The sequence below is a fragment of the Pseudomonas sp. LBUM1661 genome (genome assembly GCF_059695925.1).
Genome location: NZ_CP166794.1, coordinates 4,979,535 through 4,992,695 on the forward strand (window position 1 = coordinate 4,979,535; position 13,161 = coordinate 4,992,695).

The 13,161-nt window shown below is 56.6% G+C and carries 11 protein-coding genes and 2 pseudogenes; 7 read left to right on the forward strand and 6 right to left on the reverse strand.

Translation table 11 applies throughout. The features are described 5' to 3' along the window. Positions 1–147: 147 nt before the first annotated feature. Positions 148–954 (reverse strand): annotated as a pseudogene (locus ACA057_RS22740) (KUP/HAK/KT family potassium transporter); the annotation flags it as partial. A gap of 70 nt (positions 955–1,024) precedes the next feature. Further along, on the reverse strand, positions 1,025–1,762 hold the full coding sequence (locus ACA057_RS22745; protein ID WP_497342532.1) for an FCD domain-containing protein: 738 nt from the start codon (positions 1,760–1,762) through the stop codon (positions 1,025–1,027). Between the two features lie 175 nt (positions 1,763–1,937). Here ACA057_RS22745 and ACA057_RS22750 point away from each other — a divergent pair, with 175 nt between their 5' ends. The 5 genes from ACA057_RS22750 (at position 1,938) to ACA057_RS22770 (ending at position 8,403) form a co-directional block, all read left to right on the forward strand. Beyond that, entirely contained in the window at positions 1,938–2,774 is an 837-nt protein-coding gene (locus ACA057_RS22750) for a fumarylacetoacetate hydrolase family protein (protein ID WP_497342534.1), read from the forward strand. A 78-nt stretch (positions 2,775–2,852) separates the two neighbouring features. Further along, complete coding sequence (locus ACA057_RS22755; protein ID WP_497342536.1) at positions 2,853–3,791, forward strand: VOC family protein; 939 nt, start codon at positions 2,853–2,855, stop codon at positions 3,789–3,791. 40 nt (positions 3,792–3,831) lie between these two features. After that, positions 3,832–5,598: an FAD-dependent monooxygenase gene (locus ACA057_RS22760; protein WP_497342538.1), complete on the forward strand. Its 1,767-nt coding sequence runs from the start codon at positions 3,832–3,834 to the stop codon at positions 5,596–5,598. Positions 5,599–5,731: 133 nt separating this feature from the next. Then, positions 5,732–7,090 (forward strand): outer membrane beta-barrel protein, encoded by a 1,359-nt coding sequence (locus tag ACA057_RS22765; RefSeq protein ID WP_497342540.1) that lies wholly within the window; start codon positions 5,732–5,734, stop codon positions 7,088–7,090. A 68-nt stretch (positions 7,091–7,158) separates the two neighbouring features. After that, entirely contained in the window at positions 7,159–8,403 is a 1,245-nt protein-coding gene (locus ACA057_RS22770) for an MFS transporter (protein WP_497342542.1), read from the forward strand. 629 nt (positions 8,404–9,032) lie between these two features. On the opposite strand, the gene yghU is transcribed toward ACA057_RS22770, so the two are convergent. Both yghU and ACA057_RS22780 read right to left on the reverse strand, forming a co-directional pair. Beyond that, the gene (gene yghU, locus ACA057_RS22775; RefSeq protein WP_497342544.1) at positions 9,033–9,872 is read right to left on the reverse strand and encodes a glutathione-dependent disulfide-bond oxidoreductase; all 840 of its coding nucleotides are present in this window, start codon (positions 9,870–9,872) and stop codon (positions 9,033–9,035) included. A 291-nt stretch (positions 9,873–10,163) separates the two neighbouring features. Then, positions 10,164–10,913, reverse strand: a complete 750-nt coding sequence (locus ACA057_RS22780) for an SDR family NAD(P)-dependent oxidoreductase (protein ID WP_497342546.1) — start codon at positions 10,911–10,913, stop codon at positions 10,164–10,166. 98 nt (positions 10,914–11,011) lie between these two features. Between ACA057_RS22780 and ACA057_RS22785 the strand changes: the two genes are divergently transcribed. Beyond that, the gene (locus ACA057_RS22785) at positions 11,012–11,404 is read left to right on the forward strand and encodes a winged helix-turn-helix transcriptional regulator (RefSeq protein WP_497342548.1); all 393 of its coding nucleotides are present in this window, start codon (positions 11,012–11,014) and stop codon (positions 11,402–11,404) included. Between the two features lie 362 nt (positions 11,405–11,766). On the opposite strand, the pseudogene ACA057_RS22790 reads toward ACA057_RS22785, so the two are convergent. Beyond that, positions 11,767–12,126, reverse strand: a pseudogene (locus ACA057_RS22790) (cupin domain-containing protein); the annotation flags it as partial. A 223-nt stretch (positions 12,127–12,349) separates the two neighbouring features. On the opposite strand from ACA057_RS22790, the gene ACA057_RS22795 reads away from it, so the two are divergent. Then, positions 12,350–12,868 (forward strand): hypothetical protein, encoded by a 519-nt coding sequence (locus tag ACA057_RS22795; RefSeq protein ID WP_497342550.1) that lies wholly within the window; start codon positions 12,350–12,352, stop codon positions 12,866–12,868. A 61-nt stretch (positions 12,869–12,929) separates the two neighbouring features. On the opposite strand, the gene ACA057_RS22800 is transcribed toward ACA057_RS22795, so the two are convergent. Next, positions 12,930–13,148, reverse strand: coding sequence for a hypothetical protein (locus ACA057_RS22800; RefSeq protein WP_497342552.1), 219 nt, complete (start codon positions 13,146–13,148; stop codon positions 12,930–12,932). Positions 13,149–13,161: the final 13 nt, after the last annotated feature.

Consider the following 13,161-nt stretch of genomic DNA (forward strand, 5'->3'; position numbering starts at 1 on the left):
GTTATGGACACGAGCTTAGCAGAAGTAAGGGTATCAACCATTGACCCTGTTTGAGCGTTGCCGGGCGCTATCGACGAGCGCTCGAACAAGCGTAACTCCCAATAGATGCGCTCAGCAAAAAGGCCGCAGAAGCGGCCTTGGTCGTCCTTACATCTCCACCTGAGTACCCAGTTCAATCACCCTGTTCAGTGGCAATTTGAAGTACTTCAGGTTGCTGTTGGCGTTCTTCAGCAGGAACGCAAACAGGCTTTCTCGCCAGCGCGCCATACCAATGTGTTTGGTAGGGATCACCGTCTACCGGTTGAGGAAGTAGGTCGTGCGCATCGGGCTGAAATCCAGTCCATTCAAGTGACAAAGCCTTAAGGCCAAGGGTACGTCGGGCTCATCCATGAAACCAAAGTGCAGACTGACCCGGAAAAAGCCTTCGCCATAAGCTTCAACCTCAAACCGGCGTTCCGCAGTCACCCGAGGACTGTCTTCGGACACTACAGTGAGCAATACCACCTGCTCGTACAAAACCTGGTTATGCAGCAAGTTGAGTAAGAGCGCATGAGGAACAGCATCGGCCCTGGCCGTCAAAAAAACCGCTGTACCTTGCACACGATGCGGTGGCTGCGAACCAAAGCTGCTGATAAATAACGGCAGAGGAAGTGCGGTTTCGTCCAGCCGCTCGACCATGATCTTGCGGCCCCGCTTCCAAGTGGTCATCAAAATAAACAGACCCATGCCGGCAATCACCGGGAACGCACCGCCTTGAAAGATCTTCGGCGCATTGGCCGCAAAGTACGGGCTGTCGACCAGCAGAAAACCGAGCAGCATCGGAATGGCCAACCAGCGCGGCGTTTTCCATAGGAGCAGAACCACAGCCGACGACAAGAGAGTGGTGATCAACATGGTGCCCGTCACAGCGACCCCGTAAGCAGCGGCCAAGGCACTGGACGACTCGAAGCCGATAGCCGAGCCAGCACGATCTTCTTAGACTCGGCCCTCGGGACGCCGCACAAAAAATATTCTGAGGGGCCAATCAGATTTTCGCGTTTCTCGCTGCTTGACTCTCGCCGCGCTGAAGCGATTGATGGGTGAGAACCCGCTTTGTGGTTTCCTCATAATGCCCAGTCAGAATCGCACTTGCGGTCTCAATATCCTTGGCCAATGCAGCCTCTAGCAATGACTTGTGTTCACCGCGTACATCACGCGATTCACCGTCAGCGTAATGCATCGCGAGCATGCGATAACGCGCAGTCTGATCGCGCAGCGTTGCGGCAAAACGCAACAGCCATGGTGAACCGCAACTGGACAACAGCGCCTTGTGAAACTCGTCATGGGCAAACTCCCACTCAGGCTTAAGAATCCGCTGCGCGCCCTCGATAATGGGCAAGCGATCCAGCCGGTGATGAGCAGCAATCACCCTGCTCTCCCAATTGACATCGCCTCGACTAATCGACAGCGCCAGAGCCTTGCATTCGATATGCAACCGGGTGTCAGTGATGTCCCGGATCCCCTGCGCGGAGATAAGGCCTACGCTGAAACCTTTCTGATCCTCTGCATCGACGAATCCCGTCGCAGCCAATCGCGATAGCGCCTCGCGCAACGGAATCACACCAGCGTCGTAGAAATCTGCCAATTCCTTAAGCCGCAAGCGGCTACCAGGCACTAGCCGGCCATTGATGATGTCCTCGCGAACACGCACCTCTAGCTGCGACGCCATGGTGCGCTTCTCGAGCACCTCGCTTCGGTCGGACCACTGTTCGGGTTGATTCATGGAAAAGCATTCGCCTCCGTGTCGATCATGCTCGAATCATACACAGCGCTGGATTAATAGAAAATAACAATAAAATATATTTTATGTTGACGATATATTTTTATGAGGTTAACTTTTTATCCAATGACTCGCCCTTCCTGGCGTTTAGTCGATCAACAAAAAGAGGCCCCTAGCCATGCGATACGTATTCTTCAATCACCAAGGCCGCGCCGTGCTTGGCGTACGAACTGCCGAAGGCGTCAAGGTGCTGGGCGAAGAGACGCTGGAATCACTGCTCGAGCGTGGGGTGAATCTCGCCACTTATGGCGAGAACGCAGAGGGCCCGATTGTTGAAATTGGCGAACAGGACTATCTGCCGCTGATGCGCAAACCGGGAAAAATTGTATGTGTCGGTCTGAACTACGCGGATCACACAAAAGAGTCGCCCTACGCTCAACCGGACTATCCGACACTTTTCCCGCGTTTCAACAGCAGTCTGACCGCGCACAACAAACCACTGATTCGTCCGAAAATATCCGATACGTTGGACTACGAAGGCGAAATGGCAGTGATCCTGAAGAGTGGCGGTCGCCACATTCCGAAAGACAAAGCCCTTGAACATGTCGCGGGCTACGCGCTGTTCAATGAAGGTTCGGTGCGCGAGTACCAGTTCATATCGCCGCAATGGACCGTGGGCAAAAACTTCGACGACACGGGTGCATTCGGGCCGGACCTGGTCACCGCCGACGAACTGCCCCCCGGCGGTAAGGGCCTGGTGTTGGAGACTCGGGTAAACGGTAAGGTCGTCCAGTCAGCTAACACCAATGACATGCTTTTCGATGTAGCTACTGTCATATCAACGCTCAGCGAAGCAGTGACGCTGGAAGCCGGCGATGTGATTGTCAGTGGCACCCCGGCCGGCGTGGGGTTTGGCATGAACCCGAAGGTTTATCTCAAGGCCGGCGACGTGGTCGAGGTATCGATAGAGGGTATCGGCAAGCTGGTCAATCCGGTGGTTGACGAAGCACGCTAAAACATAGGCTGTGCACCCGCATGGCTAGAAAACAAGAAGGCGGCCCTATGTAGGCCGCGACAGTTGGAGGAATACGCAATGACCTTGTTAAACAGGGCATTGGACGGTTCGCCCCGCCCGCTGGGTGTCCACTCGTTGGATCACTACGCCTTGGACGTGCCCTGCCTGGAAACCGCCCGGGATTTTTACACCAGTTTCGGTCTGGATGTTCGCAAGGAGGCCGACACCCTGGTGCTTCGCGCCTTCGGTGATCCACATCCGTGGGCTTACCTTCATCAAGGTTCGTGCAAGAAGCTTCGACATATAGCCTTCGGTGCCTATGCCGAGGATCTGGCCGCATTGCAAGAGCAGGTGGTGGCCACTGGTTGCAAGGTGTCGCCGATAGCGGATAAAGCCTTTCGCTTCGTCGCCCCCGATGGCGTACGAGTCGAAGTATGGGTAGCCGCCAAGGTCACTCCCGACAACAAGCCTGCCGTCAGCTTCGACAGCGCCGAAGGTGGTACGCGTGGCGCGCCCTACCGCCGACACGCGTCGCAGGTTCAGCCAAGGCGCTTGTCACACATCATGCTGTTCACCCCAGACGTGGACCGGATCATCGAGTTCTATGAACGGGCGCTGGGTATTCGCCTATCGGACCGTTCGGAACACATTGTCGCGTTCATGCACACGGTACATGGCGCGGATCATCACACCGTTGCCTTCGTACAGTCGCAGGCACCCGGTTTCCATCACTGTAGCTGGGACGTCGCTTCGGTAAACGAAGTCGGTCTTGGCGCCATGAACATGGCCGATCAAGGCTGGGATCGAGGATGGGGCTTCGGCAGGCATGTGCTCGGCTCCAACTATTTCTATTACGTGCGCGACCCATGGGGCAGCTACAGCGAGTATTCCTGCGACATTGACTTCGTCCCCGCCGGTGTCAAGTGGGAGGCCGGTAATCATCCACCCGAGGACTCCCTGTATCTCTGGGGGCCGGATGTTCCTGACGAGTTCATCGTCAACTACGAATCGAAATGAGCCGGTCCGTCACACAAGAACAAGATTGCGGAGAAAAGAAATGAATAAGCAAAACTCCACCGAAGTTATCGAAATCCCCGTACTGATCGTTGGCGGCGGCCCCGCCGGCCTGGCAGCCTCGCTGCTGCTATCGCGTTACGGCATCAAAAGCCTGTTGATCAACAAATACCGCTGGACCGCGAACAGCCCAAGGGCGCACATCACCAACCAGCGTACCGTCGAGGTTTTCCGCGATGCCGGTGTCGAAGCGCCAGTCGTGGCGGCCGCTAGCCCGCACGAGTTGATGGCTAATAATGTCTGGGCCACCAGCTTTGCTGGCAAGGAACTCGGCCGTCTGCTGACTTGGGGTAATGCCATTGAGCGCAAGTCAGATTACGAGAAGGCCAGCCCTTCAGCGATGTGCAACATCCCGCAGCATGTGCTTGAGCCGATTATTGCTAATGAAGCGCTTCGAGCCGGTAGCGAAATGCGTTTCAACAATGAGCTGCTCGACTTCACCCAGGATGCAGACGGCGTCACCGCGCGCATCCTGGACCGTACTGTGGGGCGTGAATACCAGGTTCGCGCCCAGTACATGATCGGCGCCGACGGTGCGCGCAGCCGAGTGATGGAACTGCTTGGAATACCATTGCAAGGTGAAATGGGCTTGGGCTGCGCCGTCAATGTCTGGCTGCGCGCTGACCTTCGACAATACTGCGAAAGCCGTCCCGGCGTTCTGTATTGGATGGTTCAACCGGGTAATGACTACTGGGTGGGCAGCGGCACCTTCATCTGCGTAAAACCATGGACCGAATGGGTCATGCTCTACATGTACGACCCGGCTCAGGGCGAGCCGGACCTGAGTGAGGCGGCAATCATAGAACGGGCGCGTCGAGTAATCGGCGATGACCAGATACCTATCGAGATACTGTCCACGAGCAAGTGGCAGATCAACCAAGTCGTTGCCGATCGCTACTCCGAGGGACGAGTGTTCTGCGCTGGCGACGCCGTTCACCGTCATCCGCCGGCCAACGGCCTGGGCACCAACACTTCGGTGCAAGATGTTTATAACTTGGCCTGGAAGATCGCCATGGTGCTTCAAGGCCAGGCCGGTCCGCGTTTGCTGGACAGTTACAATTTGGAGCGCCAACCCATTGGCCAACAGGTCGTTGATCGTGCAATGGGGAGCGTGCGCAACATGCTACCGATTGCCAATGCGCTCGGCTTCAAACCGGGTCAAAACGAAGAAGAAGGTTGGGCCAGCCTGGACCAGCTGTATGCCGAAAACGAAGTCGGTCGGAGCCGGCGCTCCGAGCTGAACGAGGCTATTGCGCTGCAAAACTACCAGTTCAACTGCCACGGCGTGGAGTTGGGCCAGCGCTACCGCAGTCCGGCAGTTATTGACGATGGCAGCGAACAGCCCGCCTACACCCGTGACCGCGAACTTTATTACCACCCTACTACCTGGCCCGGCGCGCGCCTGCCGCATGCCTGGCTGCACGATGCGCAGGGCCGACAGGTGTCGACTCTAGACATCTGCGGCAAGGGCCGGCTTACCCTGCTCACTGGGCATGGCGGTACGGTGTGGACCCGAGCCGCAGAGGCAGCAGCGAGAGAGCTTGGGATTGAGCTGCAAGTGCGGCGCATCGGCATCGGACTGGACTATGCCGACAGCTACGGTGACTGGGCGCGTTTACGCGAGATCGAAGAGGACGGCTGCCTCTTGGTACGCCCGGACAACCATGTCGGCTGGCGCGCGCACAGCGGCAAGCATGCCGATGAGACTGTCTTGCTCGATGTGCTGAAAAGCCTGCTCGATCGACACTAACCCCTTAACCACCTGAACGCAGATCGTTCGAGCGGGTCGGCAACGGCTCGCTACGGGCACCTCTTGCCCGCGGAATGACCCTGCGCGACGGCGTTCGCAAACCCCGCAATAACAACAATAAAAAGAGGTAGGTATGTTGAACATCGACAATAAGATGCTCGGTGCGGGCTTGTTCGTTCTCGTATCGATGAATGTGCAGGCGGCAGCTCCCGAAAAGGGAGAAGGCTCACTGGTGCGCAGCCTTTTCGGCCCGAGCCTGGAGCAGGACTATGGGATCAAAGTCTCAGGGCTAGTCGACATCGGCTTCGTGCGCAACAATCGCTCTACCAGCGAAGAACGCGATGACGGACTGAGCAATCTGCCGTTGACGGGATATTCGGACGAAGGCCTGGAGCTGGCATCGATCCACCTGTTCGTCGACAAACCCCTGGTCTCTAACTTTATCCCTCGCGTCACGCCGCTGCCGGGGCCGAGTCCGGAGCAATTCTCCTTCGGATTCAGCATGGAAACCCTCTACGGGCGTAACGGGCAATTCGCCCGCACCTTTGGCTGGGACATGCACTGGGATGCCAATTCTCCCGGCGATGACGATCCCGACTCGGCCAAGCGCCACAAGCAAAAATTCGTCGCCACGCCTAACCTGTTTGCTTCTGCATACATGCCGTACGGCCCAGGTGTCAGCCTGATTGCCGGGATCTTCGGCCCGGCAATTGGCTACGAGATTCCGCCGAACATCCGAGAGGCGCGCAACCCGTTTGCAAGTAAGACCTACGCCTTCGTCACTGAACCCAGCACCGTTGCCGGCGTTCTAGCCAGCACCCGCCTGTTTAATGGTGAAAACAGTCTGCTGGGTGCCGAACTGGGTGTGGTTCAAGGTTGGAATAACCTGCGCGACAACAACCACGGCAAATCGCTGATGGGCGCACTGCGTTGGCGCACCGCCGATATGGGCACCTGGGTCGACTACGAGTTTATGGTTGGCGACGAGGAGAATCACAGCGTCGACGACGTTCAAGCTCCCACGGCACGGCTGATTTCGCCCCACGGCCAACTTCGCCAACAGCACTCGCTCAACGGTTGGCATGCCTTTGATAAGCAATGGTCGATGGGGGCCGAGTTGGTCTACGGCCGGCAATCAGGCGACGGTAAGGCCGATACCGTGGATATCGTAACTGGACCAGGTTTTGACGGGGCCTCGTGGTGGGGAATCAACAGTGTTTTGACCTACCAATCACGACCTGATCTGGCGTTCTCGGTGCGCGGTGAGCACTTCCGTGACCATGACGGCTTTGCCCTGTTCCCCACCAGCACCGCGCGGGGCGACTTCAACGCCCTGACTGTCGGTTTTCGCTGGGACGTCAGCAAAAACCTCAGCCTGCGCCCCGAACTGCGCTACGACTGGTTCGAGCCGCTTGAGCACGACCGCATCTACGGCAACGGTCGCGACCGCACGCAACTAACGGGGCTGGTTGAAGCACTGTTTTATTTCTGATCCTTCCATTGCGCGTCGGCTGCCGCCGGCGTCATGTCCACCCATGCCCGCAAGGGCGGAGAACTGCCATGAAAAACAAGAAATGGGACGCAGCTTACGAATGGAAGGCCGTAGCGTTACTCGCGCTGGGCTTCGGCCTGGTCGGCCTAGATCGCTTCATTATCTTGCCGTTGTTCCCAGTGATGATGCGCGACCTCAACCTTAACTATCAGGATTTGGGCAATATCTCAGCGGTGCTGGCACTCGCTTGGGGTATTTCCTCGATCTTTATGGGGCGGCTATCGGATCGCATTGGTCGGCGCAAAGTGATCATCCCCTCTGTGATCGTTTTCTCGTTGCTCGCTGGCTTGTCCGGCCTGGCTACCGGTGTTGGCGCGCTGCTGCTGATCCGCGCGGCCATGGGCGTCGCCGAAGGTGCCTTCACCCCGACCTCTATTGCCGCCACCGCCGAGGCCTCACACCCCAAGCGGCTGGGGATGAACATCGGCATTCAGCAGGCTTTCTTCCCCCTGCTAGGGTTAGGCCTGGCACCGATCGTCGCCACCCAGTTGCTGCTGATATTACCGTCCTGGCGCTGGGTCTTCGTGCTGGTGTCAGTGCCCGGATTTTTGGTCGCTTGGGCGCTGTACCGCGTATTGCGGGACAACCGCCAGCCATTGTCGACCGTGCAGCAGGAGGAAGGCCCTAGAACCAGTTGGAAGGCTGTACTTCGCCAACGCAACGTCTTGCTTAACATCGCTTGCATGTTCTGCATGTTGACCTGCTTGTTTGTCAGTTCGGTCATGCTGCCGAACTATCTGACTGACTTCCTGCACATGGGCATGCAGCAGATGGGGTTCGTCATGTCAGCCATCGGTTTCGGAGGTTTCTGCGGCATGGTGGTGATGCCTACCCTCTCCGACCGACTGGGACGAAAACCCGTGGCGTTGCTTTCCTGCCTGGCTACGGGCCTGGCGCTCTGGCTCATGATTCAAACGGGGGCCGAACCCGTAAAGCTGTTCCTTCTATTGTTCGCAACCACCTTCTTCAACTTCAGCATGATCTGCATGACCGTCGGCCCGCTCACCAGTGAGTCGGTGCCACCGGCGCTGGTCTCCACTGCCACAGGTCTGGTCGTCGGCATTGGGGAGGTGTTCGGTGGTGGAGTTGCGCCAGCACTGGCGGGTTACATTGCCCAGCACCACGGTATCGAAAACACACTCTACCTGGCCTTGAGTGGCGCAGTGCTGGGCCTGATCGTCGCGTTGTTTTTGCGCGAAACCGCCCCCCTGCGCCTCAAGCTGAAAACTCAAATCAAAGAGGAGGCGGCTTAGAAAAGCGGGATCGTTCAACGGGACAAGTGGAACCCATAATTCACTCTCCGTCAGGGGAGTGACAGGATGTCGGAATGGGAGTTTCAGTTCGTAAGACCGAGACTTCTCGCCATGTACAGGACGTGCATGCCAGAACCAGGTGCCACGATCGTCTGGTTCTGATTTATCCCTCCAGCGTTTTACTGAAGTAACGACGCCGGCCAAAAGCTGGCGCCGTCTCATCCAACGTCAGGACGTTCGTGCGCATGGATTCGCGCCGGTGGTGATCAACTGCGTGCTGTTTCTGCTCTACGGGCTTTTTGCCGCCCTAGTGGCGCTGCCCAGCCGTGGCGGATGAGGTTTGAAGCCGCATCCGCAATATCAACACGCTTACCCCAAGGAAGCTATGCGAGTGATTGGCGCCGTTTTTTGCGAGGGTGGGTGCGCGAGATGGAGCAATTGGCTGCACAGAGGGAGCGTGGCAAGAATGATTGAATTTGATTTGAACACAAACGACTCTGATGCGTTGCTCAGGCACTGCGAAAGCTTCGTGCCGATGGATGATGACCCGAGGGTACAACAAAGGGCCTTTTAAAGGCCCTTTGCGTTGGTGTCGTATTCAAGCTTAAGACGCAGGAACAGCCACGGAACTAACTCAAATCGTTAGCCTGATGCCGTTCTGGCACCTGCGTCTCTTCATCGCCCCACGTACGGTTAACTCGCTGTCCACGGATTACCGCCGGGCGCTTGGCGATTTCCTCTGCCCAGCGCTGCACGTGGGTGTATTCGTGCGCAGAAAGAAATTCGGCAGCTGAGTACACGTTGTCCCGCACCAGTTGGCCATACCAGGGCCAGACCGCGATATCGGCAATGGTGTAGCGATCACCGGCCAGGTAGGGGGTTTCAGCAAGGCGGCGGTCGAGGACATCAAGCTGCCGCTTGGCCTCCATCGTAAAGCGGTTGATCGGGTATTCGAGCTTCTCCGGCGCATAGGCGTAGAAGTGCCCGAAGCCGCCACCTAAATAGGGCGCCGCTCCCATTTGCCAAAACAGCCAGTTCAGGGTTTCAGTACGTCCCGCGAGATCCGTGGGCAGGAAGACACCGAACTTTTCCGCCAGATAAAGCAGGATCGAACCGGACTCAAACACACGAATAGCTGGCTCTGCACTGCGGTCTAGTAACGCCGGAATTTTTGAGTTCGGGTTGATCTCAACAAAGCCACTGGAAAACTGATCACCCTCGTTGATACGGATCAGCCAAGCGTCGTACTCGGCCCCGGTATGCCCAAGCGCCAACAACTCCTCCAGTAGGATCGTCACTTTTACCCCATTGGGCGTGGCCAGCGAATAAAGCTGTAATGGATGCTTGCCTACCGGCAACGTTCTTTCATGGTTCGATCCGGCCGTTGGCCGATTGATGCTGGCGAATTCGCCGCCAGATGGAGGGATACTTTTCCACACCTTCGGAGGAACATATGACGCTTTGCTCATGGGACAGACCTCAACGTTTGTATGCTGTGCTCAGATAGACCGCGATGGGCAAGACTTGATGCCTTGATCGATAGGCTAAGCAAGAACCTGTTTCGTGAAGGCCACGCATAATGCACGCTATGTGTAAATCAGGCGCCGGGGCTTCGCAATTTCCCCGGCACCTGATTCGCCCGCCTGGGCGGCTTCGCTAACATAACGTACGTCGAATTATGCGTACCCATCCAATACGCAACGAGGGCCAGTGCCAAACACATTTCACCTGGCACAACCCCTCATTCCGCCACATCTACCTCAGATCTGCGCAAGCCCTCCATCCACAAACATCTCACTGCCGGTCATAAAGCTGCTTTCATCCGACGCCAGGAACAACGCCGCCGCTGCGACTTCCTCCGACTGACCAATACGCCCCAGTGGCAACAGCTCAACCATGCCGTCGACAATCGCATCCTTCTGGCCGGTGCTTGACAGCGCCAAGTCCAAACCTGGCGTTGCGATCGGCCCGGGCGAAAGTACGTTGACGCGAATGCCGCTGCCTTTGAGGTCTACCGCCCAACTGCGCGCGAAGTTTCGCAAGGCAGCCTTCGTGGCGCTGTAGACGCTGAACGCTGCTGTGCCCATGGTCCCGGTGGTTGAGCCGGTCAAGATCACCGAGCCGCCGTTCTGCATCAATGGCAGCGCTTTTTGTACAGTGAACAGCGTGCCTTTGACGTTGATGCCAAAGGTGCGATCAAAGGATGCTTCGGTGATGGATCCGAGTGCCTCGAAATCACCGATCCCGGCATTGGCAAACAGGATGTCGATCCGGCCTTTGGCGGCTTTGATTTGGGTGTAGATGCGGTCCAGGTCGTCGAGCTTGGAGATATCACCCTGGATCGCAATCGCCTCCGGCCCGATCAGCTGCAAAGCCTTGTCCAGTTCGTCCTGGCGGCGCCCGATGATCACTACTTGCGCGCCTTCTGCTGCAAAGCGTATAGCGCTCGCCAGGCCGATTCCGCTGTTGCCGCCGGTGACCACTGCAATCTTACCGTTGAGTCTGCTCATGATGGTTTCCAGATAAAGTTGAGGCTCAACTGTAGATCTGCGCATTCCGTTTGAATAGTATGCACCTCTAGGTAAGTACCCTATCAGCGAGCACAATTATGTCGAATAACACCTTCAATTGCGGGTTAGACGCCGCCCTGGCAGTGATCGGCGCCAAATGGAAACCACTGGTCCTTTATCATCTGTCCCGTGATGTTCATCGCTACGGTGAGCTGCGCCGCGCAATCGGCGGCGTGACTGACAAAGTCCTGATCCAGCAATTAAAAGAGCTGGAACGCGACGAAATCATTGCGCGCCTGGATTACCAGGAAATACCGCCAAAGGTCGAATACTCGCTGACGCCCTTGGGCCAATCATTGGCCACCGCGTTGGGCGCGTTATGCGCATGGGGTACCGAGCATATGCGCACCGTCGAGCGAATCAGCGAGCGCCGAATGGCCTCCCTCGCTCAGTCCCAGCCAGTGCCTGAGGCTCAAACGGAATCAACCTGAGCGACGTTGAATAGAGCGTCTCCCCTCTCCAGTCATGCAATTAACTTATAGCTAAACTAAATGATAGTTTAGTTTAGTTATATTGATTCGGGTTTCGCAGGTGCGAAACTAGACCAATAAACGGCCAGTCTTGAAAGGAACAAGGCTGTGTGAAAACGCGCTAAACACGTCGAAAACTGAGAGTCGCGAGGTTTGTCTGTGGAATCAGCGGGCGGAAGCGCGAATTACCTTAGTCAGCTACATAGACGTTCGTAATGACGCTTGGGCCGCGTCAGCGGCCCAAACCGCTACTAACGGGCGAACAAGCGGGTAGATTCACGCCCTGATCGCCTCAAGCAGCCCTGCGATGCCCAAGATCCTCATCTGTTGTAGTGAAAGCGTCCGCAGATCATGTCGAGGTCAGGGCTGGCCCCACCGATTCGATGCATTTTTAAAAGGCCACCCATCACCACTTCCGGCTTAGTCGGTGTCACTGCCTTGCCGGTGCTTTGCATAACATGTGGAATTCTAGTCGGCAGCAGCAAAATGTCTCCCGCACGCATCGGCAGACGCTGGCCGTCGGGAAACTCGACCCTGCATTCCCCCGCTAAAACCACGTGGTAAGGCGCCAAGCCCAGCGCCTTCTGCTCTTGCTCCATCGCCCAATCGCCCTGAAATTGGCAACGTAAATCGAGAACGCCGCGGACGTTGGCCAGTGAGATCAATTTATCGATCGAAGTCATTTGGAGGCATCGTAAGTGATGAAGCGCGAAGACAAGACTACCTGCCATACGCGGATCGGTACAAACTGACATTTAAGCAATGCTTCTCAGTGGCTCCGCAGAGCTATTGCACGGAGTTGGTTTCGCCAGCGAGGCCGGCAATGGGAAATCGTTGAACTAGATGACTTCTTTTCGCTTCCGCAGATAGGATGGAGGTCTAACCATCGACAAGGAGTGTTCAACCATGAGTCTTTTTTCGCCAGAGGCTGGAAATGACACAATTTACTTCGAGCGGGAAGGAGTAAGAACGGGGCCTTACAAATGTAACTTTAGCGGTAAAAAGCTGACCCTTTTCTACAAGGAATTAGATATCAGCGAGGGCGACAAGCTTATCCGGATCGTACCTGGCAAAGAGGACAGCTATAGCGTTCATGAAGTGGAATACAGTGCTGGTTTTGGCCGAGGCATACCACCGCACTACACCCTTCAAATATCTAAAGATTCGGCAATTCCCAAACGAGCCCAGTCATCTACTACGAACCACATCAACATCCATGGATCTACCGGCATCCAGATTGGTGACCACAACGTGCAAAATCTGCAAGCCGCCTTGAAAGAAGTGCTGTCGTCCATCGACAAAGCAGATGCTCCGAGGGAACAGCGTGAGGAGGCTAAAAGCCGACTGAATGCTTTCCTTTCCCACCCGCTAGTGGCTTCTGCCGTTGGCGCCGGGCTTCCTGTCGCGCTAGGCCTACTGAGCTGACATAAATCTAGGCTTGATAGCGCAGAAAATTAGAGCGAGTCGACGGCCGTCGGGGGGATGCCTACAACTGGCGTAGCCGCATGATGGCGCCTGTAATGCCTTGGGCATTCGTGTCCAACGTGGACATGGCAGCTATTGCGTTAGCGGCGACACTCCCCACTCCATGCTCTGAAAGCCACACGGTCACTTCTTCAATGGCCGCAGCTAGGGCATGCTGGTTTTGCAGGAGCAGTGTGAGAGCGTCCGCTGTGTGTATGTTGGCTTCGCAGTTATCTGGCATGGAGTCCGCCTTG

What these genes read in the sequence shown, in the direction of transcription:
- ACA057_RS22745 (WP_497342532.1), bottom strand. Translation starts at nt 1,762, where the DNA reads ATGAATCAACCCGAACAGTGGTCCGACCGAAGCGAGGTGCTCGAGAAG.
- ACA057_RS22750 (WP_497342534.1), top strand. Translation starts at nt 1,938, where the DNA reads ATGCGATACGTATTCTTCAATCACCAAGGCCGCGCCGTGCTTGGCGTA.
- ACA057_RS22755 (WP_497342536.1), top strand. Translation starts at nt 2,853, where the DNA reads ATGACCTTGTTAAACAGGGCATTGGACGGTTCGCCCCGCCCGCTGGGT.
- ACA057_RS22760 (WP_497342538.1), top strand. Translation starts at nt 3,832, where the DNA reads ATGAATAAGCAAAACTCCACCGAAGTTATCGAAATCCCCGTACTGATC.
- ACA057_RS22765 (WP_497342540.1), top strand. Translation starts at nt 5,732, where the DNA reads ATGTTGAACATCGACAATAAGATGCTCGGTGCGGGCTTGTTCGTTCTC.
- ACA057_RS22770 (WP_497342542.1), top strand. Translation starts at nt 7,159, where the DNA reads ATGAAAAACAAGAAATGGGACGCAGCTTACGAATGGAAGGCCGTAGCG.
- yghU (WP_497342544.1), bottom strand. Translation starts at nt 9,872, where the DNA reads ATGAGCAAAGCGTCATATGTTCCTCCGAAGGTGTGGAAAAGTATCCCT.
- ACA057_RS22780 (WP_497342546.1), bottom strand. Translation starts at nt 10,913, where the DNA reads ATGAGCAGACTCAACGGTAAGATTGCAGTGGTCACCGGCGGCAACAGC.
- ACA057_RS22785 (WP_497342548.1), top strand. Translation starts at nt 11,012, where the DNA reads ATGTCGAATAACACCTTCAATTGCGGGTTAGACGCCGCCCTGGCAGTG.
- ACA057_RS22795 (WP_497342550.1), top strand. Translation starts at nt 12,350, where the DNA reads ATGAGTCTTTTTTCGCCAGAGGCTGGAAATGACACAATTTACTTCGAG.
- ACA057_RS22800 (WP_497342552.1), bottom strand. Translation starts at nt 13,148, where the DNA reads ATGCCAGATAACTGCGAAGCCAACATACACACAGCGGACGCTCTCACA.